Origin of the sequence: Brevibacterium linens ATCC 9172 (assembly GCF_900169165.1) — a bacterium.
GTDB lineage: Bacteria > Actinomycetota > Actinomycetes > Actinomycetales > Brevibacteriaceae > Brevibacterium > Brevibacterium linens.
Window position 1 is genome coordinate 263,456 of record NZ_FXYY01000001.1, and the last position, 21,755, is coordinate 285,210.

Sequence of the window (21,755 nt, forward strand, 5' to 3'; positions counted from 1 at the left end):
TAGGGAATGTGTCTTAGACTGAGACAACTTCCCTACCTGCCCGTTCATGGTGACAGAGGAGACAAAGTGGCACTCGAACCGTTGACCCCGCAACAGCGTTCCGCTGCGTTGGACAAAGCGTTCAAGGCACGTCAGGCACGAGCCGAAGTGAAGTCGGCGCTCAAGACCGGCGATACCGATCTCGCGGCCGTGCTCAAGAAGGCAGCAGACGACGAAGCACTGGCGAAGATGCGTGTGCTCGATCTGCTCAGGGCCCTGCCCGGGGTCGGCGATCGGCGAGCCGAAGCCGCCATGGAAGAGGTCGGCATCGCCACCTCCCGGCGGATCAAGGGGCTGGGCGTGCACCAGAAGTCCGCCCTGTTGGAGAAATATTCCTGAGTGTGACAACCTCAGACCTGTGAATAATCGACTCACCGTCCTCGCGGGTCCGACCGCCGTCGGAAAAGGCACCATCAGCACCTATATTCGGCAGAACCACCCCGAGGTCTGGTTCTCCGTATCGGCCACGACCCGGCCCCGGCGTCCCGGTGAGATCGATGGTGTCCATTATCACTTCCTCACCGACGATGCCTTCGACACCCTCATCGCCGAAGGTCGGCTGCTCGAATACGCCGTCGTCCACGGACGCCACCGCTACGGCACGCCCTCGGCTCCGGTGGAGGAGAAGCTCGAACAGGGGATTCCCGCACTGCTCGAGATCGACCTGCAGGGAGCCCGCCAGGTCAAAGAGAAGATGCCCGATGCCCGCTTCGTCTTCCTCGCCCCGCCCAGCTGGGACGAACTCGTCTCCCGACTGACCGGCCGCGGCACCGAAACCGAGGAGGAGCAGGAGCGGCGACTGGCCACCGCGAAACGCGAATTGGCCGCCGAATCGGAGTTCGACGTGACCATTGTCAACGACCACGTTCGCACTGCGGCCGAAGAACTCCTATCATTGATGGGTATATCCACTTCCGATTAGATGGGAATCTCCTTGCCCGCACAGCCTGAAGGCATCACCAACCCTCCGATCGACGATCTGCTGAGCGTGACCGGTTCGAAGTACGAACTGGTCTCGATCGCGGCAAAGCGCGCCCGTCAGATCAACTCGTACTACGCCCAGCTGCAGGAGGGACTGCTCGAGAACGTCGGTCCGCTCGTCACGCCCGGCACCAACGAGAAGCCCCTGTCGATCGCTTTGCGAGAGGTCAACGAGTCGAAGATCGTCGCCCGCGAGGTCTCCGAAGCCGACTTCATCCAGGCCGCACCCGAGGCCGAAGCCACCGCTCCCGTGAGCAACGACGGCGCGATCGACTTCAGCGACCAGTGAGAATCGTACTCGGCGTCGCCGGTGGGATCGCCGCCTACAAGGCGGCACACATCATCCGGCGGCTCCGGGAACTCGACCACAGCGTCAAGGTCGTCCCGACGGCCAACGCACTGAAATTCATCGGTGCCCCCACTCTTGAGGCCCTGTCCGGCCAGACCGTGACCACCGATGTCTTCGACGAGATCGACACCGTCAACCATGTCCGCATCGGACAGGAAGCCGAACTCGTCATCATCGCCCCGGCGACCGCCGACCTGATCGCGAAGATCGCCGCCGGGCGAGCCGATGATCTGCTCACCGCCTCCGTGCTCACGACGACCGCCGAGGTCGTGGTGGCTCCGGCCATGCACACGGAGATGTGGCTCAATCCCGCCACCGTCGCCAACATCGCGACCCTGCGCTCCCGCGGCGTCCACGTCCTCGATCCTGCAGTCGGGCGACTCACCGGACCCGATTCCGGTCCCGGACGCCTGCCCGAACCCGAAGAGATCGTCGACTTCGCGCTCTCGGTCACGGACGGCACCGCCGGCGACCCGACCGACGCGCCCACCGACCCCAGCGGAGCTCTGTCCGGTCGCCGCATCGTCATCAGTGCCGGCGGCACGCGGGAAGCACTCGACCCCGTGCGCTTCCTCGGCAACCGCTCCTCGGGCAAACAGGGCGTCGCCCTGGCCAAGGCCGCTCATGCCGCGGGTGCATCAGTCGAACTCGTCGCCGCGAACATCGACACCGGGCTGCTGACGGGACTGCCTGCTGACATCACGGTCACTGCGGTCGAATCCACTCTGGAGCTGCAGGAGGCGATGCATGCCGCTCAGGCCCGCGCCGATACCATCATCATGGCCGCCGCCGTCGCCGACTACCGACCCGCCGAGACCACGGACTCGAAGATGAAGAAGACCGGAGACGAGGGGCTGACCCTGCGTCTGACGCAGAACCCGGACATCCTGCGCGGACTCGTCGACGAGCGCCGGCGTCAGAGCAGCCTCGGCCGTCAGATCATCGTCGGGTTCGCCGCCGAGACCGGTGACGCCGACACGACCGCGCTCGACTACGCGCGAGTCAAGTTCGAGCGCAAGGGCGTCGACCTGTTCGTGTTCAACGACGTCTCCGACGACCGTGCCTTCGGCCGCGATGACACCATGGTCCAGATCATCTCCTCCGACCACGGGACCATCGTCGTCGGTGAGGAATTCCACGGATCGAAGGACCATGTTTCACAAAGGGTCATTGCGGCCGTCTCCGACCAATTCACCCACGTAGAATCGACAACGTGACACACACAAGCCTGCGCCTCTTCTCTTCCGAGTCCGTCACCGAGGGACATCCCGACAAGATCTGCGACCAGATCAGCGATGCGGTGCTCGACGACCTGCTCCGGCAGGATCCCAACGCCAAAGTGGCCGTGGAGACCATGGTCACCACCGGACTCGTCCACGTCGCCGGTGAGGTGAATACGGCCGCCTACGCCGATGTCGCCGGAATCGTGCGCAGCCTCATCACCGGAATCGGCTACGACTCCTCGGACACCGGCTTCGACGGACACTCCTGCGGAGTCTCCGTGTCGATCGGCAGCCAGTCCACGGACATCCACTCCGGTGTGACGAACCCGCTGGACTTCCGCGAGGCCGTCGAATCCTCCGACCACGGCACCAGCCTCGGTGCCGGAGACCAGGGGCTGATGTTCGGCTATGCCGACAACTCCACCGACGTGCTCATGCCGCTGCCCATCCACCTGGCCTCCCGCATGGCCGAGCAGCTCTCAGAGGTGCGCAAGTCCGGTCGCCTCGACTACCTGCGCCCCGACGGCAAGACGCAGCTGACCTTGGGCTACGACGGGGACGAAGCCGTGTCGATCGAGAACGTCGTCGTCTCCACCCAGCATTCGGCGCAGACCAGCCAATCCCAGCTGCACACGGAGATCAGGGAACTCGTCATCGATCCGGTCATCGCCGACTCCGGTCTCGACGTCTCTGGTGCGAACATCCACATCAACCCGGCCGGTCCCTTCGTTACGGGCGGTCCGATGGGCGATGCCGGTCTGACCGGGCGGAAGATCATCGTCGACACGTACGGCGGGTTCTCCCGCCACGGAGGCGGCGCGTTCTCCGGCAAGGATCCTTCGAAGGTCGACCGTTCCGCGGCCTACGCGATGCGCTGGGTGGCGAAGAACGTCGTCGCCGCCGGTCTGGCCGACCGGGCCGAAGTGCAGGTGTCCTATGCGATCGGCCGAGTCGACCCGATGGGCCTGTACGTCGAGACATTCGGAACGGAGAAAGTCGATCCGAACGCGATTTCACGGGCCATCCGCGAGGTCTTCGACCTCCGCCCGGCGATGATCATCGCCGAACTCGATCTGCTGCGCCCGATCTACTCGCAGACCTCGACCTACGGCCACTTCGGACGCGAACTGCCCGACTTCACCTGGGAGGTCACGGACCGCGCCGAGGATCTGCTGCGCGCCGTGTCCTCCAACTAGTCTGCCGTCGGCGTGGACGAACCCCTCCCGATCGACACCGGCACCTCGGCCGAGGGCCAGGTGCCGCTGGCCCCGACCGATCCGGTCGCCCGCGTGCTCATCGACCATCCCGTCCCGCACCTGGCGCGTACCTTCGACTATGCGGTCCCGGACAAGCTCGCCGAGGCGGCCCTGCCCGGAGTGCGCGTGCGCGTGAAGTTCGCCGGGAAGCTGCGCGACGGCTATCTGCTCGAACGCGTCGAATCCTCGGACCACGTCGGGCCGTTGGCGACGATCCAACGCATCAGCGGACCCGTCCGAGTGCTCAGTGAGGATCTGCTCGCCTTGAGCGAAGCGGTCGCGCGTCGCTACGGCGGGACGCTCGCCGATGTGCTGCGTCTGGCCATCCCTCCGCGCCACGCTCGTGGTGAGAAGGCCGTGCTCAAGGCCGAGAAGACCGGGACGGCTGCGAACGAGTCCGATGCGGCGACCGACGATCCTGTACTGGGCCCGAACGAGGGTTCGGCGGATGATCCGCAGCTGCTCGGCCGCCTCGGCGAGTGGGTCCTTGCGGCGGGGGAGGAGCCGAGGGACGACGATGTCTCCGGGTCGCCTCGGCGCAGGGCCGTGGCATGCACACCCGGGTCGACTCCGGGACTCAGTTGGATCCGTGCCGGACTCGATGCTGCGCGGACGGTGCTCGAGGCGGGCAGGTCCGTGCTCTGGCTCGTGCCCGACCATCGTGAGCTCGCCGTGCTCCATTCGGCGCTCACTCACGCCGGGATCGCGGAGGTCTCGGTACTCAGCGCCGAGACGTCACCGGAGCTGCGATGGCAGGCCTGGCTGCGCGGACTGCTCGGACACACGCGGATCACGATCGGCACGCGTGCGGCGGCCTTCGCTCCCGTCGCGGACCTGGGGCTCATCATCTGCACCGACGACGCGAACCTCAACTATCTCGATCAGCACGCCCCGTATCCGCACGCCAGGGAAGTCTGCCTGCTGCGATCGACGATCGAGGACACCGAACTGCTCTTCGCCTCCACCGACCGCAGCGCCGAAGTCCAGCGCCTCGTCGAGATCGGCTGGCTGGCCGACGTCACTCCGGTCGGTCCGGCCAGACGCCATGCCGCCCCGGTCGTCTTCGTCCCCGACGAGGACCGGGACCCCTTCGCCTGGCAACGCATTCCCAGCCGCGCCTGGCAGATCATGCGCACGGCGCTGCGTCCGCGTCCCCGGGACGGGGGAGTGCCCGGTCCGGTGCTCGTACAGGTGCCGCGGTCCGGCTACTATCCGGTCTTCGCGTGTGCTCGCTGCCAGGAAGTCGCCCGCTGCCCGCAATGCCAGGCGACGCTGACCACACAGTCGGAGGTCGGTCCCTTCGCCTGCCGGACCTGCGGCTATCACTCGGAGACCTTCAGCTGCCTGCGCTGCCGCTCGCACCAGGTGCGGTCGATCGTGCGCGGCCGGGCCCGCACCGTCGAAGAGCTCGCCCGTGCACTGCCGGATGTCGAGATCGTCGAATCCGGAGGCGACCACATCTCCACTGTCCTCGACGAGACCCCGCGACTCGTGGTCGCCACGACGGGAGCCGAACCCTATGTGCTCGGCGGCTACGCCGCGGCGATCCTCCTGGACTCGCTGTGGCCGGGACCGTGGATGCGCTCGATCGACGAAAGCGTGGCCCGTCGACTGCGCGGCGCCTCCCTCGTGCGCTCGCGCGATGACGGCGGAGTCGTCTACCTCGGCGACGAAGACGAACTCATCCGGCAGACCCTGACCGCCTTCGACCCGACGACGTTCATGTCACGGCAGCTGAGCGACCGAAAGGTCCTCGGCTTCCCGCCCTACCGACGGATCATCGAACTCACGGGAGCCGGTGCGGACATCGACGAGGTGATCGGCGAGATCGGCGAAGTCGAGGAGCTCCTGCGCGAAGACGCCGAGGACGGGCAGCGCAGCGTCAGCGCCTACCCGTTCTCCGCCGGAGACCGGGTCGGAACGAGAGTGGCCGAGATCATCGCCTCCCGCTCGGCGAAGAAGCAGCCACAGGTGCGAGTGCGCATCGATGATCCCCGGTCGCTGTGACTGACGGTCGAACAAGTAGAATTCCCCGTGTGGATATCGTCTTCGCCGGCACCCCTGATGTCGCAGTTCCCGCCCTCGAGGCCTTAGCCGATTCGGACCATCGGATCCGTGCGGTGCTCACCCGACCCGATGCGCCCGTGGGGCGGAAAAGAGTCCTCACCCCGTCACCGGTGAAGACCCGCGCCCTCGAACTCGGACTGCCCGTCATCGAAGCCGGTCGTCTGCGCGGCGACGTCATCTCCCAGCTGCGGGAACTCGATGTCGACGCCGTCGCCGTCGTCGCCTTCGGCGCCATCGCCGGACCCGCCGCACTGGACACGGCCCGCCTCGGCTGGTTCAACCTCCACTTCTCCCTGCTGCCGGCCCACCGCGGAGCCGCCCCCGTCCAACGCGCGATGATAGGCGGCGAGACCACCAGCGGAATCAGCGTGTTCCGCATCGATACCGGCATGGACACCGGGCCGGTGCTGCGCCGGTTGGAACTGCCGCTCGACCACGCGGACGTCGCCGAGGCCCTCGACGACTATGCCCACCGCGGGGCCCCCGAACTCGTCGCCGCCTTCGACGATCTCGCCGCCGGCACCGCCGTGATGACCCCGCAGACCGGTGAGCCCAGCCATGCGGAGAAGATCACCGTCACCGACGCCCACCTCGACCTGTCCGCATCCACGGCTGAGGTCATCGACCGGGCCCGCGGAACCAGTCCCGCACCGGGGCCGTGGGTGGAACTCGACGGCAAGAGGACGAAGCTCTTCGGACTCACACCCGCACCCGAGGCGACGGCCTCCGGCCCCGTCGGCGAACTGACGACCTGGCAGCAGCGGCCGGTGCTGCGCTGCGGTGACGGCTGGGTCCGTGTCGAGGAGATCCAACCCTTCGGCAAGCCCCGGATGAATGCGGCCGACTTCCTGCGCGGCCGCGGTGACGTGACCTTCGACCCCTATACCGATGAGGAATCATAAGAGCCATGGCTGAGTCAGCAGACAGAGACCGCCGAGGCGGCAGCCGCGGCCGAGGCGGCCACCGAGGCACCGACCGACGCGGCGGCCACGGCCGCGGCAGAGGCGATCGGGACCGGACAGGTCAGGAACGCGGAACACCGCAGGGTGAACGAACGGGCAAGAACCTGCCGCGGCGCATCGCCTGGGAAGTCCTCCTCGATGTGGCGACGAAGGACGCCTATGCGAACCTGCTGCTGCCGGCCAAACTCTCCCGCACGCATATGGGTGCCCAGGATGCGGCCTTCACGACCGAACTCACTTACGGAGCCCTGCGTCGGCAGAAGTTCTACGATGCGGTCATCGAAATCGCCTCCTCCCGCGCCATCGACAAGATCGATCCCGAACCCCTGGCCGCGATGCGCCTCGGCGCCCATCAGCTGCTGTCGATGCGGGTGCCCAACCATGCGGCACTGTCCGAGACCGTGGCCGTGGTCAAACGCTCGGCTGCGAAGACCGCCGGATTCGTCAATGCTGTGCTTCGTCGCATCTCGGAAGCCGAACCCGACGTGTGGCTCGACCGTGTCACCGCCGGGGCTGACGAGACCACCCGACTGGCGATCGAGCACTCGCACCCCGAATGGGTCGTCCGGGCACTGACCCAGGCGCTCAAGGGACACGGCCGTGACGCGGCCGAGCTCGAAGCCCTGCTGGCAGCCGACAACGCACCCGCGAAGGTCGGTGTGTCCGCCCTGCCCGGGCTCATCGACCGCAGCGACCTGCCGGGAGAGCCCACCCCGCTGTCACCGATCGGCGTCGCTTTGGACACCGCAGTGCCTCGGGAGGTGGCAGCCGTGGCCGACGGACGTGCCCGCGTCCAGGACGAAGGATCGGCCCTCGTCGCCCTCGCCCTGGCCGAGGTCGACGCACCCACCGGAACCTGGGCCGACCTGTGCGCCGGACCCGGCGGCAAGGCCGCCGTCCTCGCGGCCAGAGCCGCCGGCGAATCGACGACGGTGGAGGCCTTCGACTCGAGCGAGCACCGTGTCGACCTCGTCCGCGACTCCACCAAGGCGCTGACCAACGTCAGCGCCGCACTCCGCGACGGCCGCGACGCCCGCGGTCCCTACTCGAAGACCCTCGTCGACGTGCCCTGCTCCGGTCTCGGTGCCCTGCGCCGCCGCCCCGAAGCCCGCTATCGCAGACGACCCGAGGACATCACGGCGCTGACCGGACTCCAGAGAGAGCTGCTCGCCGCTGCCCTCGACGCCTGCGCTCCCGGGGGAGTGGTCGCCTACTCGACGTGTTCGCCGCACTACGCGGAGACCGTACTCATCGTCGACGAAGTGCTGCGCCTGCGAGCCAAGTCGGGAAGCGCTGACGTGGAGATCCTCGACACCCCGGCCGTGCTGTCGGCGATCACCGGCACCGAGGCGGAGTCGTTCGCCTCGGTGAGCCGGGCCGGCGGGCGATACGCTCAGCTCTGGCCCCACGTCCACAACAGCGACGGAATGTTCCTGGCCCTCCTGCGAAAGGCGGAATGACCCATGCCCATCGACATCAACCCTTCCATCCTGTCCTCGGACTTCGCCGATCTGCGCGGTGAGCTCGACAAGATCAGCACCGCCGATATGGCCCACATCGACGTCATGGACAACCATTTCGTCCCGAACCTCACCTTCGGCCCGCCCGTCGTCGAACGCATCCAGGCGATCTCGCCGATCCCACTCGACGCCCACCTCATGATCGCCGACGCCGATCGCAACGCTCCCGTGTACGCGGAGATCGGCTGTGCCTCGGTGACCTTCCACGCCGAGGCGGCTGCCGCGCCCGTCCGTCTCGCCCGGGAACTGCGCCGCCTCGGAGCCAAGGCGAGCCTCGCTCTCAAACCGGCCACCCCGATCGAACCCTACATCGACCTCCTCGGCGAGTTCGATCAGATCCTCATCATGACCGTCGAACCCGGATTCGGCGGGCAGAAGTTCCTCGATGTGTGCCTGCCGAAGATCACCCGGACTCGCGAAGCGATCTCGGCTGCCGGACTCGAGATCCGGCTGCAGGTCGACGGGGGAGTCTCCGCGGCGACGATCGACCGCGTCGTCGACGCCGGCGCCGACGTCCTCGTCGCCGGCTCCGCCGTCTACGGTGCCGACGATGCCGCAGCGGCCATCAGCGAGCTGCGCACTCTCGCCGCCGCACACACCCACTGACCGATCCGGGCCGGATGCTGCCTGCGGCCCACACCTGAAGAGAGCCTGCGATGGACCTGTTCGACTGGTTGAACACCCCGGCATTCGAACTGCTGGGCAAACCCGTGCCGTACTCCGACCTGTTCGGCAACATCTGCGCGCTGGCCACGGTCGTCCTGGCACTGCGGCGGAACATCCTGTCCTGGCCGGTGCAGATCCTCGGTTCCATCCTCCTGTTCTCCGCGAGCCTGTCCGCCGGCCTCGGCGGGAACGCCTCTCGGCAGGTCGTCATCATCGTCGCCGCGGTCTGGGGATGGACGCAGTGGAAGAAGTCCAAGGCCGCCGCCGGCGAAGTCCTCGTCCGCTGGGCGACCTGGAAGGAACGGGCGATCCTGCTCGCGGCTCTCGTCATCGGCACCGGAGTCTTCGGCTGGGTCCTCGCCGCAGGCGGGTGGTCCTGGAATCCGTATCCCGACGCGTACATCTTCATCGGCTCGATCGTGGCCATGTATGCCCAGGGTCGAGCCGTCGTCGAATTCTGGTTCGTCTGGCTCGCCGTCGACCTCGTCGGCATTCCGCTGGCGATCTCCGGCGGGCTCGTCTTCTCCGGAGCCGTGTACCTGTTCTTCCTCGTCATGGTCATCCTCGGACTCGTCGACTGGTCGAAGCGCTCCCGCCAGACGATCTCGGCGCCGCATCGTCCCGCCACCGACATCGGCCGCGAACCCGAGGACTGAGAGGCGGCGGCCGCAGTGCCGTCGGCTGACTGCCGCGTTTTGGAACATGAGACCCCGAACGCTGCGGTCGAGAGGCATGCATTAGGCTGGAGAGGTGAAGACCTTTGATTCTCTCTACGCCGAACTCCAGCAGAAATCCCTCGATCGCCCCACCGGTTCGAAGACCGTGGCCGAACTCGACGCCGGAGTCCATGCGATCGGCAAGAAGGTCGTGGAAGAGGCCGCCGAAGTGTGGATGGCCGCCGAGTACGAGACCAAGGACGAGCTCGCCGAGGAGATCTCGCAGCTGCTCTACCACGTGCAGGTGATGATGCTCGCCAAGGGACTGACCCTCGACGACGTCAACACCCACCTCTGAGACCTTCCCCCGAACCTGACCGACCCGCCGCCATCGAACTCCAAAGGGACCCCATGCTGCGTGTAGCCGTGCCCAACAAGGGCGCACTGTCCGAAGCCGCCTCTGACATGCTCAGCGAGGCCGGATACTCCACTCGACGCGGAACCAAGACACTCGTCCATCAGGACGAGGTCAACGGAGTCGAATTCTTCTACCTGCGCCCCCGCGACATCGCCATCTACGTCGGCTCCGGCATCCTCGACGCCGGAATCACCGGCCGTGACCTGCTGCTCGAGTCGCAGGCCGAAGCCGATGAGGTGCTCGGACTCGGATTCGGCGCGTCCCGCTTCTTCTACGCCGGCACCACCGGCTCCTTCACCTCGCCCGACCAGCTGGCCGGTGCCCGCATCGCCACGAGCTTCCCGAATCTCGTGGATGCCGACCTGCAGCGGCGCGGCATCGCCGCAACGACCGTGCAGCTCGACGGAGCGATCGAGGTCTCCATCCAGCTCGGAGTCGCCGACGCCATCGCCGATGTCGTCGAGACCGGTTCCACTCTGCGGGCCGCGGGACTCGAGACCTTCGGCGAGCCGCTGCTCGAATCCGAAGGCGTGCTCATCCAGCGCGCCGGCGCCGAATCCCGCATCAGCGTGCTCAAACGCCGCCTCGAATCGGTCATGGTCGCCCGCCAGTACGTGCTCGTCGACTACAACATCGAACAGCGCCTGGTTCCCGAGGCGATCTCGCTGACCCCGGGGCTCGAATCCCCGACCGTGTCACCGCTGCAGGAGACCGGGTGGGTCGCAGTGCGCGTCATGGTCGAAGCGAAGGAAGTCAACAACGTCATGGACCGTCTCTACGGAGTCGGGGCGCGTGCGATTCTGGTGACGAACATTGGCGCCTGCCGAATCTGATCTTGCCGTGTTCCGGCCTCGGCAGGTGCGCATCATCAGCATCGTCGGTGCCGTTGCCGTGACCGCAGGGTTCGCGGTCCTGTCCGTGGCGCTGTTCGTCGTGGACTGGGAACCGTGGACAGTGCTCGACATGGTATGGATGAACCTGCTGGGCATTCTCTTCGGAGCCGCCCTGCTGCGCATCTCGGACATCCAGGCTCGGCCCACCGAGGAGGGCCTGGTCGTCAAGAACATGGTGCGCACTCGGCGGCTCGACTGGGGGCAGATCCTCGGTGTGACGTTCTCACCCGAGGGCGATGACCCGTGGCCCCTGTTGGATCTTACCGACGGCACCACCTGTGCGGTGATGGCGATCCAGCATGCAGACGGTCGCCGCGCCCATGCGGAGGTCGCACGATTGCGTATGCTCATCAAGAGACGCACCCACTTCAAGGAGGACTAGGAATGGCGAACGAGACACCCGAGACCACGGCGGGACCCCTGACCGGATATACCGTCGTCGACCTTTCCCGAGCCCTCGCAGGCCCTCATGCGGGAATGATGTTCGGCGACCTCGGTGCGCGCGTGATCAAGGTCGAGAACCCCGGCAAGGGCGATGATTCGCGGTCCTGGGGACCTCCCTTCGTCGGGCCTGCGGACAACCCTCAGGCCACCTACTTCTTCTCGTGCAACCGCAACAAGGAATCCATCGCCCTCGACCTCAAATCCGACACGGGCAGAGACACCCTGACCGGACTCATCGCACGCGCCGATGTGCTCATCGAGAACTTCCGCTCCGGTGTCCTCGACCGCCTCGGCTTCTCCACCGCCCGCTGCATGGAGATCAACCCCCGCCTGGTCATCCTCTCCATCACCGGATTCGGCCATGACGGCCCCGAAGCCTCCCGGGCAGGCTACGACCAGATCGCCCAGGGCGAAGCCGGACTGATGTCGCTGACCGGCTCGGGGCCCGATGACATGCAGCGCGTGGGTGTGCCGATCGCCGACCTGCTCGCCGGAATCTACGGCTCGTACGGGGTGCTGGCGGCCCTGCTCGAACGCGAACGCACCGGCAAGGGCAAGGTCGTGCGCACCTCGCTCATCGCCGGAATGGTCGGCGTCCACGCCTTCCAGGGAACCCGTGCCACCGTGGCCGGTCAGGAACCGCAGCCGGGCGGCAACCACCACCCGTCGCTGTCTCCGTACGGACTCTTCACCTGCCGCGACGGCGCCGTGCAGATCTCCGTGGGCAACGAGAACCTGTGGCAGAAGTTCTGTGCGGCCTTCGACATCGATCCCGCCACCGAGGGCTTGGCCGACAACGCCTCACGCGTGGCCAACCGGCCCGCCCTCATCGAACTCATCGAGGACCGCTTCTCCGCCTACGACGCCGCCGATCTGCTGCACAGACTCACCGAGGCGGGAATCCCGTCCGGCACGGTGCGCACCCTGCCCGAGGTCTACCAGTGGGACCAGGCACTCAGCCAGGGACTCAAGGTCTCCGTCGACCACCCGGTGCTCGGCGACATCGACCTGCCCGGACCGCCGCTGCGCTTCTTCGACGCCGACGCCTCCGGTGAGGTCGAAACCACCCGCACCGCTCACGACGCCCCGCCGCTGCTCGACGAAGACGCGGAATCCATCGTGGCGTGGCTCGCCGACGGAAACTGAGGGGGAGACCTCATGCCGCGTCTCAACGCCTTCGAACTCGTCGACATCGTCCTCGACGAAGGCTCCTTCCTGTCCTGGGACTCCGCACCGATCCGACCCGCCGGCGGGATCTCGGCCGCCTACGCGGCTGCACTCGACGCCGCTGCGCAGAAGTCCGGCGTCGACGAATCCATCATCACCGGCGAAGGCACCATCGACGGCCGCCGAGTGGCCGTGATCGCCGGCGAATTCCGGTTCCTCGCCGGCTCGATCGGCGTGGCCGCGGCCGAGCGCCTCGTCGACGCGATCGAACGCGCGACCCTCGAAGGGCTGCCGCTGCTGGCCGGCCCCGCCTCGGGCGGCACCCGCATGCAGGAGGGCACGATCGCCTTCCTGTCGATGGTGAAGATCACCAACGCCGTCATCGCCCACCGCAAGGCCGGACTGCCCTACCTCGTCTACCTGCGCCATCCGACCACAGGCGGCGTCTTCGCCTCCTGGGGATCGCTGGGGCATGTCACCGTGGCTGAGCCCGGATCCCTCATCGGATTCCTCGGCCCCCGAGTGTATGAGGCAATCTACGGGGAGACGTTCCCTCAGAACGTGCAGACCGGGGAGAACCTGCACAAGATGGGCATCGTCGACGCCGTCATCGGTCCCGAACGCATCGCCGGCACCGTCTCCCGCGTCCTCGATGTGCTCATGGGCGCCCAGGAGGTTCCGAGCCAGGTGCCGAATCCGGACACAGCCCCGGCCACCGTCGACCCGAACTCCGATGCCTGGGCCGCGATCACCAGCTCGCGCCGGCCCGAGAGGCCCGGCGTCCGTGACCTGCTGCGGACCGCCGCGAACACCGTGCTGCCGCTCAACGGCACCGGCGAAGGCGAGAAGGATCCCGGACTGCTGCTGGCCCTGGCGAAGTTCGGTTCCGCACCGTGCATCGTCCTCGGCCAGGACCGGTTCCGGCAGGACTCCCGGGCCCCCATGGGACCGGCGGCCCTGCGTGAGGCCAGGCGCGGAATGCGTCTGGCAGCGGAACTGCGCCTGCCGCTCGTCACCGTCATCGACACCCCCGGTGCGGCCCTGTCGAAGGAAGCCGAAGAGGGCGGAATCGCCGGTGAGATCGCCCGCAGCCTCGCCGACCTCGCGAACCTCGACGCCCCCTCCGTCTCGCTCATCCTCGGCGAGGGCTCCGGAGGCGGCGCACTGGCACTCATCCCCACCGACCGGGTGCTCAGCGCCGAGAACGGCTGGCTCTCGCCGCTGCCGCCCGAAGGCGCCTCGGCGATCGTGCACCGCACCACCGAGAAAGCTGCCGAGATGGCTCAGAACCAAGGTGTGCACGCCCCCATGCTGCAGGCCAACGGAGTCGTCGACCGGATCATCGCCGAACACCCCGACGCCAGCGACGAGCCGTTGGACTTCGTCGCCCGGGTCGGTGAGACACTCGAATACGAACTCATCTCGCTCATGCGCGAACCATCGGCCAGACGCCTGGCCCGCCGGATGGATCGCTATCGGGGCCTGGGAATCTAGGAGGACTGCGTGGTAGCTGTCAGAGTCATCCCCTGTCTGGACGTCGACGGCGGACGCGTCGTCAAGGGAGTGAAGTTCGCCGACCTCAAGGATGCCGGCGACCCCGTCGAACTCGCCCGCCGCTACGGCGAGTCCGGAGCCGACGAACTCACCTTCCTCGACGTCACGGCCAGCAGCGGTGACCGGGAGACCGTCCACGACGTCGTCCGCGCCTGCGCCGAAGAGGTCTTCATCCCGCTCACCGTCGGCGGAGGCATCCGCAGCGGCGCCGACGTCGACCGTCTGCTGCGCGACGGGGCCGACAAGGTCTCGGTCAACACTTCGGCGGTGACGAACCCGGAGCTCATCAGTGAGATCTCCCGGCACTTCGGCAACCAAGTCCTCGTCCTCTCCCTCGACGCCCGCCGGACACAGGGGACGACCACGGCATCCGGATTCGAGGTCACCACCCGCGGCGGCCGCGAAGGCACGGGACGCTGCGCCATCGACTGGATCCGGGAAGCCGCCGACCGCGGGGTCGGCGAGATCCTGCTCAACTCCATCGACGCCGACGGCACCCGTGAGGGATTCGATCTCGAGCTCATCCGTGCCGCCCGCGCCGCCGTCGACGTGCCGCTCATCGCCTCGGGCGGAGCCGGCAAGGTCGAACACTTCGCCCCGGCGGTGGAAGCAGGAGCCGATGCTCTGCTGGCCGCCAGCGTCTTCCACTTCGGCACTCTGAGCATCGCCGAGGTCAAGGACGCACTGCGGAAGGAGGGAATCGAGGTCCGATGAGCAGCGATATCGATGCCACCCCGGAGAACTGGCGGGAGATCATCCGGCTGAACGACGACGGACTCGTCCCCGTCATCGTCCAAGAGGCCACGAGCCGCGACGTGCTCATGCTCGCCTGGATGGACGTTGAGGCCGTCTCCCGCACACTCGAGACGAAGCGGGCCACCTACTGGTCCAGGTCCCGGCAGGAATACTGGGTGAAGGGCGAGACCTCCGGCCATGTCCAACATGTCCGTTCACTTGCCCTCGACTGCGATGCCGACGCCCTGCTCATGCTCGTCGACCAGACCGGACCCGCCTGCCATACGAACACCCCGACCTGCTTCACCGGAAGGATCATCAGTGTCGACTGACCCAGCGGCGAACCCGACCGACCTGCCGATCCGACCCAGCCTCGACCAGTTCCGAGCCCTCGGCGCCGAACACCGGCTGGTACCGGTCCACACCCAGGTACTCGCGGACTCGGAGACCCCGCTGAGCCTCTACCGCAAACTCACCGACGGCGGACCGGGAAGCTTCCTCTTCGAATCCGCCGTCGCCGGTTCCTGGGCCCGGTACTCCTTCATCGGATCCGCACCGGTGGCCACCCTCATCTCGACCGATGACGGATTCCACTGGACCGGCACCCCGCCGGTGGGCATCCCCACCGACGGCGACGTCCTCGACGCGGTCACCGCGACTCTCGAGCTCCTCGCCGTGGCCGAGGCGGAATCGGAGCTGCCGCCCATGGTCTCGAGCTTCGTCGGCTATTTCGGGTGGGACATCGTCCGCCGCTTCGAGAAGCTCGGCCCGCCGCGGCCCAACGAACACCACCTGCCGACCGTGCAGCTGATGATCCCCGGCGATATCGCCGTCTTCGACCACTATTCGGGAATGGTCACCCTCGTGGCCAACGTGTTCAACGTCAACGGCGCCGATACCGGCATCGACGACGCCTACGCCTCCGGAGTCGAACGCATCGCCGCGATGTGTGAGCGCCTCCAGCAGCCCAGCCCAGCCGATATCCTGCGCCCCAGGAAGGCCGACCCCGAGGTGGCCACCCGTACCGAACCGCAGGTGTACCTCGACGGTGTGGAGACGGCGAAGCAGAAGATCGTCGACGGAGAGATCTTCCAGGTCGTCGTCGGCCAGCGCTTCGACACCCCCTGCGATGCCGATGCGCTGAGTGTGTACCGGATGCTGAGGCATGCGAACCCGAGCCCATTCATGTACCTGCTCAACCTCCACGACGACGGAGGGGAGCCGGTGAGCATCGTCGGCTCCTCACCGGAAGCGCTCGTCACCGTCCGGTCCGGAGAGGTGGTCACGCACCCGATCGCCGGTTCTCGCCCCCGCGGTGCCACACCGGAAGCTGATGACTCCCTGGCACGGGAGCTCCTGGCCGATGAGAAGGAGCGAGCAGAGCACCTCATGCTCGTTGACCTCGCCCGCAATGATCTGGCGAAGGTCTGCGCGGCCGGAACCATAGACGTCAGCGAGTTCATGGACATCGTCCGCTACAGCCACATCATGCACATCAGCTCGACCGTGCGCGGTGAACTCGAGCCCGGAACCACCGCCATCGACGTGCTCCGGGCGACCTTCCCCGCCGGGACGCTCTCGGGTGCGCCCAAACCCCGGGCGCTGCAGATCATCGACGAGCTCGAACCCGTCGGACGCGGAATCTACGGGGGAGTGGTCGGCTACATGTCCTTCACCGGTGACCTCGATCTGGCCATCGCCATCCGCACCGGAGTGCTCCGGGACGGCACGATGAGCGTCTTTGCCGGAGGTGGGCTCGTCGCCGATTCCGTGCCGGAGACCGAATACCAGGAATCCGAGAACAAGGCCGCGGCCGTGCTGCGTGCGGCCGCCGCGGCCGATGCCCTGGACTCGACGGAGGGAATCCGGAGGTGAGGCCATGACGAAATCACGCGGAGTCCTCATCGTCCTCGTCATCGCCGCCGCACTGTGGGCGCTGACGATCTCCGCCTGGCAGGCCGGCGCCGGCGGCGACACACTCGGACCCACCGGTGTGGCGAAGGTCACCGAGGATGCGAGTTCGCAGGCCTCGCCCGTGGCCACCGCCTGTGTGGCGATCATCGCCGTCTCGGGTCTGCTCGCCGCAATGCTCGGTCGGATCGGACGCTTCGTCGTCCTCGGTCTGGCCGGGATCGCCGGCATCGGCTACGGGATCACGGCCCTGAGTGCCGCCTCGGCGCCGGGAGCGACTTCCTGGGCGATCATCGCGGCAGTGGCTGCGGGCATCGGCGCCATCGGCATCATCTGGGTCGCCGTCGCCTCGGACGGGTGGACGAACTCCAACCGCTACGCCCGCACCGCCGAATCCGCCGGCGGGGAATTCGACTCGGCCGCGACCTGGGACGCCCTGTCCCGCGGAGACGACGTCGAGGACGCCCCCGACGATGAAGAGCCGAACGGTCCTGATGCCGAGCGGGATTCGAAATGACCTTGTGACCGGGTCGGTGTCCGGTCAGCAGACGAAGCGTGACACAATGGAGGAAAGATTCCACACGCGTGTCACGCACTCACACTAAGGAGCGCCATGTCGCAGTCCATCGCCCGCAACGGGGCCGCAGATCTCGACAAATCCACGATCGACTACGCAGCGATCGCCGATCCCGGTCACGGCAACTCTGTGGCGGGATGGACCGGAGTCATCATCATGCTCATCGGCGTGAGCGTCGGCTGTGTGGGCTTCACGATCCATAACCCCACGATCACCTACATCGCCATCGGCATCGTCGCCCTCGGCGTCGTCGTCGGACTGATCCTGCGTGCCGTCGGGCTGGGCAACAAGCCGAAGAAGAAATGACGGTTCTGGGCGACATCATCTCCGGTGTGCGGGACGACCTGCAGTCACGCCGGAGAGAGGTTCCGTTGAGCGCGATCACGGCTCGGGCCGCAGCGGCCGAACCGGTCCGTCCCTTCGACCTGTCCGCCGACTTCGGCGTCATCGCCGAGGTCAAGCGGAAATCGCCCTCCCGTGGGGACCTCGCCCGGATTCCCGACCCGGGCACTCTCGCGGGCCTCTATGCCGCCGGCGGAGCCCGGGCCATCAGCGTGCTCACCGAGGCCCGCCGCTTCAACGGCAGCCTCGCCGACCTCGACTCCGTGCGGGCGTCCGTGGACATCCCGGTGCTGCGCAAGGACTTCATGGTCGACGAATACCAGTTCCATGAGGCCCGTGCCCACGGCGCCGATATCGTGCTGCTCATCGTCGCGGCCCTCGATCCCATCCAGCTGGGCGACTTCCATGCCCTGGCCACGGAGCTGGGGATGACCGCGCTCGTCGAGACCCACAACCGCGAAGAACTGGAGATCGCTGCCGCGCTCGGTGCCGAACTCATCGGCGTCAACACCCGCAACCTCAAGGATCTCAGCGTCGACACCGACCGGTTCGCACCTCTGGCCGATCTCGCCCCGGCCGGCTGCACCCTCGTCGCGGAGTCCGGCGTCGCCGGTGCCGCCGAGGTGACGAAGTACGCGGATGCCGGCGCCGACCTCGTGCTCGTGGGCGAAGCCCTCGTCACCGGCGGTCGTCCGCAGGCCGCGGTCGACGAGTACACCGCGCTCGGCCGGGAACAGCGCTCCCTGTCCGCATCCTGAACCCGCCCCCCGTCGGCTGCCTGAAGTGGCCGACGATGGGCCGATACCGTACCCATCCGGTCGTCGGGCGCAGCGGGGCCCTCCGCCCCGCTCGACGACACCACGAGGAGATCGAGAAGGATCGCAATGACCGATTTGAGCCAGGAGACAGGACCGTACTTCGGCGAGTTCGGAGGCAGGTTCATCGCCGAAGCGCTGATCCCGGCGCTCGACGAGATCGAAGAGACCTGGCGCAAGTCCCAGGTGGACCCGGCCTTCACCGACGAACTGCTCACCCTGCAGCGCAACTACATCGGCCGTCCCTCTCTGCTCACCGAGGCCACTCGCTTCGCCGAGCACTGCGGTGGGGCGCGCGTGTTCCTCAAACGCGAAGATCTCAACCACACGGGCAGCCACAAGATCAACAACGCACTGGCTCAGGCGCTGCTGGCGAAGCGGATGGGCAAGACCCGTCTCATCGCCGAGACCGGAGCCGGTCAGCACGGAGTCGCGACGGCGACAGCGGCGGCCCTGCTCGACATGTCCTGTGTGGTCTACATGGGTGAGGAGGACACCCAGCGTCAGGCTCTCAACGTCGCGCGCATGCGTCTGCTCGGCGCCACGGTCAACGCCGTGACCAACGGCACGCGCACGCTCAAGGACGCGATGAATGAAGCCCTGCGCGACTGGGTGGCCAACGTCGACGACACCCACTACGTCATCGGCACGGTCGCCGGCCCCCACCCGTTCCCGGCGATGGTCCGCTCGTTCCAGAAGGTCATCGGCATCGAAGCGCGCGAGCAGATCCAGGAGCTGGCCGGCCGTCTGCCCGATGCCGTCTGCGCCTGCGTGGGCGGCGGATCGAACGCGATGGGACTCTTCGCCGCATTCCTGTCCGATGCCGATGTGAAGATCTACGGCTTCGAAGCCGGCGGCGAAGGAGTCGACACCGGCCATCACGCCGCTCGGTTCTCCGGGGGGCGCCCGGGCGTCCTCCACGGCTCGGCCACCTACATCCTCCAGGACTCCGACGGACAGACCCTGGCCTCCCATTCGGTCTCCGCCGGCCTCGACTACCCGTCGGTCGGTCCCGAACACTCCCACCTCCACGACACCGGCCGGGTGACCTACCAACCTGTCGTCGACGACGAGGCGATGGAGGCCATGCGGCTTCTTTCCCGCACCGAAGGCATCATCCCCGCCATCGAATCCGCCCACGCTCTGGCCGGGGCCATGCGCATCGGCCGTGAGCTCGGACCCGATGCGGTCCTGCTGGTCAATCTCTCCGGCCGCGGCGACAAGGACATGACGACCGCCGCGAAATGGTTCGACTACATCGACGAAGGAGCGGTGCAGGTATGACGCACGCAGGCCCACGCACAGGAACCACCCTCGACGCCGTCGCCGAGGCGGGCCGCAAGGCCGCGCTCATCGCCTACCTGCCGGTCGGCTTCCCCACTGTGGCGGGATCGACCGAGGCCATGGTCGAACTCGTCCGCAGCGGCGTCGACATCATCGAGGTCGGCATGCCCTACTCCGATCCCGGAATGGACGGACCCGTCATCCAGCGTGCCGGTGAGACTGCCTTGGCCAACGGGGTGCGCACCGCGGACATCTTCACCGCAATCGAAGCCATTGCCGACGCCGGCGGCACCGCCGTCGTCATGAGCTACTGGAACCTCGTGCTCCAGTACGGCATCGACAGCTTCGCCCGCGATCTCGCCTCGGCCGGCGGCGGCGGCATCGTCACCCCCGACCTCATCCCCGATGAGGCCGGACCGTGGTTGACGGCGTCGGAGAAGCACGGCCTCGACCGCATCTTCCTCGCCGCACCCTCATCGACGCCCGAGCGGCTGGCCCGCATCGTCGAGAACAGCTCCGGTTTCGTCTACGCCGCCTCGACCATGGGTGTCACCGGCGTCCGCTCGGAAGTCGACAACCACGCCCGCGAACTCGTCGCCCGGCTGAAAGAAGCCGGTGCTGAACGCGCCTGCGTCGGCCTGGGCGTGTCGAACCGCGACCAAGCGGCCGAGGTCGCCGAATACGCCGACGGCGTCATCGTCGGTTCCGCCCTCGTCCGCGCACTGGGCTCCGAGGGAGCGGCCGGGGTCGGTCGACTCGCCGGCGAGCTCGCAGAAGGGTGTGCATGAGCTTCAGCCCGGCATGGGTCGTCTTCACCGTCCTCGGCATCGGACTCGCACTGTGGATGACAGGCATCCAATGGCGCTCCCGCGGCGGCCACAAGGGAGACCTGTGGGCCATCACGGTCGTCGGTCTTCCTGCCGCCGTCATCGGCGGGCGGCTCGGCCATCTGATCGCGGCGTCGGACACCTATTTCGGCCCCGCCGGCGATCCGTTGCGGGCGCTGGCCGTCTGGGACGGGGGCTTCAGCTTCTGGGGAGCGACCATCCTCGGCTTCGTCTCCGTGTGGGTGCTCACCCGCTTCCAGGGCATCAGGTTCCGACCGCTGCTCGACTCCGTCGCACCGGGACTCATCCTCGGCCACGTCGCCGGTGCCTTCAGCGACTGGTTCGACGGTCGCCTCGAACTGGTCACGGTCCTCACCGAATCGGTGTGGAACCTCATCGCCTGCATTGTGCTCATCATCGTCTCCAAGCGCCTCCGGCTCGGCTACGGCCAGGTCTTCGCCCTCTACCTGTGCCTGTTCGGCCTCGGCCGCATCCTGCTCGAAGCCCTGCGCGTCGGCAGCCCGGCCGCCGAGGATGCACGGCTCCTCCTGGGACTGCCGTTCAACGTGTGGACGGCCGTCCTCGCCCTGCTCATCGGTCTCTGCTGGCTCGTCGTCTCCCGTCTGCGCCACCGCACCCATGAGACCGGCGTCTACGCGCACGGATCTCGCACCCTGCTGCGTCGACACCGCCGTGGGAAGCACACCTTCGGGATCAATGCACCCAATATCGCCGAGGCGGCCGAGACCTCCGGAGCTCCGCTGCCGTCCGTGGCGCGGGTGGCCGACCCCGATGACCGCGCGAGCGCGGACGCGCCCGTCGCCGCGACTGACACCGAGGCTGACGAGATGGAGATCGAGCGCGAATCAGACATCGATCTCAGCGGTCGCCACAGCTTCGGTTTCTTCGGAGCCGTGACCTCGGCGATCTCGATCGTGCCCGATGTGCGCGGAAATTCGGCGCCTGCCTCCCACGAAGAGAACCCGCGAAGGTCCAACAAATGAGACGAATTGGTTCGCTGTTCGTTCCTTTGTCTGCTTTTTCTGAAATTGCACATGGTGTAAGTTAG

The 21,755-nt window shown here is 67.3% G+C and carries 24 protein-coding genes; all 24 read left to right on the top strand.

The features are described 5' to 3' along the window. The first annotated feature begins 66 nt into the window (after positions 1-66). A complete protein-coding gene (mihF, locus tag BLIN9172_RS01135; protein WP_025777825.1) occupies positions 67-378 on the top strand; it encodes an integration host factor, actinobacterial type in 312 nt (103 codons plus the stop codon). A gap of 19 nt (positions 379-397) precedes the next feature. Beyond that, entirely contained in the window at positions 398-961 is a 564-nt protein-coding gene (gene gmk / locus BLIN9172_RS01140; protein ID WP_101553472.1) for a guanylate kinase, read from the top strand. Continuing rightward, positions 962-1,309: a DNA-directed RNA polymerase subunit omega gene (gene rpoZ, locus BLIN9172_RS01145; protein ID WP_101553473.1), complete on the top strand. Its 348-nt coding sequence runs from the start codon at positions 962-964 to the stop codon at positions 1,307-1,309. It begins immediately after the preceding gene. Next, the gene (coaBC, locus tag BLIN9172_RS01150; RefSeq protein WP_101553474.1) at positions 1,306-2,586 is read left to right on the top strand and encodes a bifunctional phosphopantothenoylcysteine decarboxylase/phosphopantothenate--cysteine ligase CoaBC; all 1,281 of its coding nucleotides are present in this window, start codon (positions 1,306-1,308) and stop codon (positions 2,584-2,586) included. Before rpoZ ends, coaBC begins: the two co-directional genes overlap by 4 nt. After that, positions 2,583-3,788, top strand: a complete 1,206-nt coding sequence (metK, locus tag BLIN9172_RS01155; RefSeq protein ID WP_101553475.1) for a methionine adenosyltransferase — start codon at positions 2,583-2,585, stop codon at positions 3,786-3,788. The genes coaBC and metK overlap by 4 nt, the downstream gene beginning before the upstream one ends. 12 nt (positions 3,789-3,800) lie before the next feature. Beyond that, a complete protein-coding gene (locus BLIN9172_RS01160) occupies positions 3,801-5,855 on the top strand; it encodes a primosomal protein N' family DNA-binding protein (RefSeq protein ID WP_101553476.1) in 2,055 nt (684 codons plus the stop codon). Between the two features lie 29 nt (positions 5,856-5,884). Beyond that, positions 5,885-6,817, top strand: coding sequence for a methionyl-tRNA formyltransferase (gene fmt / locus BLIN9172_RS01165; protein WP_101553477.1), 933 nt, complete (start codon positions 5,885-5,887; stop codon positions 6,815-6,817). 5 nt (positions 6,818-6,822) lie between these two features. Next, complete coding sequence (locus BLIN9172_RS01170; protein ID WP_101553478.1) at positions 6,823-8,337, top strand: RsmB/NOP family class I SAM-dependent RNA methyltransferase; 1,515 nt, start codon at positions 6,823-6,825, stop codon at positions 8,335-8,337. 3 nt (positions 8,338-8,340) lie between these two features. Beyond that, entirely contained in the window at positions 8,341-9,003 is a 663-nt protein-coding gene (gene rpe, locus BLIN9172_RS01175) for a ribulose-phosphate 3-epimerase (protein WP_101553479.1), read from the top strand. Between the two features lie 50 nt (positions 9,004-9,053). Next, positions 9,054-9,719: a nicotinamide mononucleotide transporter family protein gene (locus tag BLIN9172_RS01180; RefSeq protein WP_101553480.1), complete on the top strand. Its 666-nt coding sequence runs from the start codon at positions 9,054-9,056 to the stop codon at positions 9,717-9,719. Between the two features lie 94 nt (positions 9,720-9,813). Next, positions 9,814-10,077, top strand: coding sequence for a phosphoribosyl-ATP diphosphatase (locus BLIN9172_RS01185; RefSeq protein WP_101553481.1), 264 nt, complete (start codon positions 9,814-9,816; stop codon positions 10,075-10,077). A gap of 53 nt (positions 10,078-10,130) precedes the next feature. Then, on the top strand, positions 10,131-10,970 hold the full coding sequence (gene hisG / locus BLIN9172_RS01190) for an ATP phosphoribosyltransferase (protein WP_101553482.1): 840 nt from the start codon (positions 10,131-10,133) through the stop codon (positions 10,968-10,970). Positions 10,971-10,977: 7 nt separating this feature from the next. Then, entirely contained in the window at positions 10,978-11,412 is a 435-nt protein-coding gene (locus BLIN9172_RS01195; RefSeq protein ID WP_240811957.1) for a PH domain-containing protein, read from the top strand. Between the two features lie 2 nt (positions 11,413-11,414). Further along, positions 11,415-12,620 carry a CaiB/BaiF CoA transferase family protein gene (locus tag BLIN9172_RS01200; RefSeq protein WP_101553484.1) on the top strand — a complete coding sequence of 402 codons (1,206 nt, stop codon included), beginning with the start codon at positions 11,415-11,417 and terminating at the stop codon, positions 12,618-12,620. 12 nt (positions 12,621-12,632) lie between these two features. Next, complete coding sequence (locus BLIN9172_RS01205; RefSeq protein ID WP_101553485.1) at positions 12,633-14,135, top strand: carboxyl transferase domain-containing protein; 1,503 nt, start codon at positions 12,633-12,635, stop codon at positions 14,133-14,135. 9 nt (positions 14,136-14,144) lie between these two features. Beyond that, positions 14,145-14,909: an imidazole glycerol phosphate synthase subunit HisF gene (gene hisF, locus BLIN9172_RS01210; RefSeq protein WP_101553486.1), complete on the top strand. Its 765-nt coding sequence runs from the start codon at positions 14,145-14,147 to the stop codon at positions 14,907-14,909. Then, on the top strand, positions 14,906-15,262 hold the full coding sequence (hisI, locus tag BLIN9172_RS01215; protein ID WP_101553487.1) for a phosphoribosyl-AMP cyclohydrolase: 357 nt from the start codon (positions 14,906-14,908) through the stop codon (positions 15,260-15,262). Before hisF ends, hisI begins: the two co-directional genes overlap by 4 nt. Continuing rightward, the gene (locus tag BLIN9172_RS01220; protein ID WP_240811958.1) at positions 15,252-16,805 is read left to right on the top strand and encodes an anthranilate synthase component I; all 1,554 of its coding nucleotides are present in this window, start codon (positions 15,252-15,254) and stop codon (positions 16,803-16,805) included. Before hisI ends, BLIN9172_RS01220 begins: the two co-directional genes overlap by 11 nt. Before the next feature lie 4 nt (positions 16,806-16,809). Next, complete coding sequence (locus BLIN9172_RS01225; protein ID WP_101553489.1) at positions 16,810-17,358, top strand: Trp biosynthesis-associated membrane protein; 549 nt, start codon at positions 16,810-16,812, stop codon at positions 17,356-17,358. 96 nt (positions 17,359-17,454) lie between these two features. Next, positions 17,455-17,724 carry an HGxxPAAW family protein gene (locus tag BLIN9172_RS01230; protein WP_101553490.1) on the top strand — a complete coding sequence of 90 codons (270 nt, stop codon included), beginning with the start codon at positions 17,455-17,457 and terminating at the stop codon, positions 17,722-17,724. Beyond that, positions 17,721-18,518 (top strand): indole-3-glycerol phosphate synthase TrpC, encoded by a 798-nt coding sequence (gene trpC / locus BLIN9172_RS01235; protein ID WP_101553491.1) that lies wholly within the window; start codon positions 17,721-17,723, stop codon positions 18,516-18,518. Before BLIN9172_RS01230 ends, trpC begins: the two co-directional genes overlap by 4 nt. Before the next feature lie 126 nt (positions 18,519-18,644). Then, positions 18,645-19,859: a tryptophan synthase subunit beta gene (gene trpB, locus BLIN9172_RS01240; RefSeq protein ID WP_101553492.1), complete on the top strand. Its 1,215-nt coding sequence runs from the start codon at positions 18,645-18,647 to the stop codon at positions 19,857-19,859. Then, positions 19,856-20,647, top strand: a complete 792-nt coding sequence (gene trpA, locus BLIN9172_RS01245) for a tryptophan synthase subunit alpha (RefSeq protein WP_101553493.1) — start codon at positions 19,856-19,858, stop codon at positions 20,645-20,647. The genes trpB and trpA overlap by 4 nt, the downstream gene beginning before the upstream one ends. After that, positions 20,644-21,690 (top strand): prolipoprotein diacylglyceryl transferase, encoded by a 1,047-nt coding sequence (locus tag BLIN9172_RS01250; RefSeq protein WP_101553494.1) that lies wholly within the window; start codon positions 20,644-20,646, stop codon positions 21,688-21,690. Before trpA ends, BLIN9172_RS01250 begins: the two co-directional genes overlap by 4 nt. Positions 21,691-21,755 lie beyond the last annotated feature (65 nt).

Coding starts and splice junctions, on each gene's coding strand:
- rpoZ (WP_101553473.1), top strand. CDS start 962: ATGGGAATCTCCTTGCCCGCACAGCCTGAAGGCATCACCAACCCTCCG.
- BLIN9172_RS01170 (WP_101553478.1), top strand. CDS start 6,823: ATGGCTGAGTCAGCAGACAGAGACCGCCGAGGCGGCAGCCGCGGCCGA.
- rpe (WP_101553479.1), top strand. CDS start 8,341: ATGCCCATCGACATCAACCCTTCCATCCTGTCCTCGGACTTCGCCGAT.
- BLIN9172_RS01180 (WP_101553480.1), top strand. CDS start 9,054: ATGGACCTGTTCGACTGGTTGAACACCCCGGCATTCGAACTGCTGGGC.
- hisG (WP_101553482.1), top strand. CDS start 10,131: ATGCTGCGTGTAGCCGTGCCCAACAAGGGCGCACTGTCCGAAGCCGCC.
- BLIN9172_RS01200 (WP_101553484.1), top strand. CDS start 11,415: ATGGCGAACGAGACACCCGAGACCACGGCGGGACCCCTGACCGGATAT.
- BLIN9172_RS01205 (WP_101553485.1), top strand. CDS start 12,633: ATGCCGCGTCTCAACGCCTTCGAACTCGTCGACATCGTCCTCGACGAA.
- hisI (WP_101553487.1), top strand. CDS start 14,906: ATGAGCAGCGATATCGATGCCACCCCGGAGAACTGGCGGGAGATCATC.
- BLIN9172_RS01225 (WP_101553489.1), top strand. CDS start 16,810: ATGACGAAATCACGCGGAGTCCTCATCGTCCTCGTCATCGCCGCCGCA.
- BLIN9172_RS01230 (WP_101553490.1), top strand. CDS start 17,455: ATGTCGCAGTCCATCGCCCGCAACGGGGCCGCAGATCTCGACAAATCC.
- trpC (WP_101553491.1), top strand. CDS start 17,721: ATGACGGTTCTGGGCGACATCATCTCCGGTGTGCGGGACGACCTGCAG.
- trpB (WP_101553492.1), top strand. CDS start 18,645: ATGACCGATTTGAGCCAGGAGACAGGACCGTACTTCGGCGAGTTCGGA.
- trpA (WP_101553493.1), top strand. CDS start 19,856: ATGACGCACGCAGGCCCACGCACAGGAACCACCCTCGACGCCGTCGCC.
- BLIN9172_RS01250 (WP_101553494.1), top strand. CDS start 20,644: ATGAGCTTCAGCCCGGCATGGGTCGTCTTCACCGTCCTCGGCATCGGA.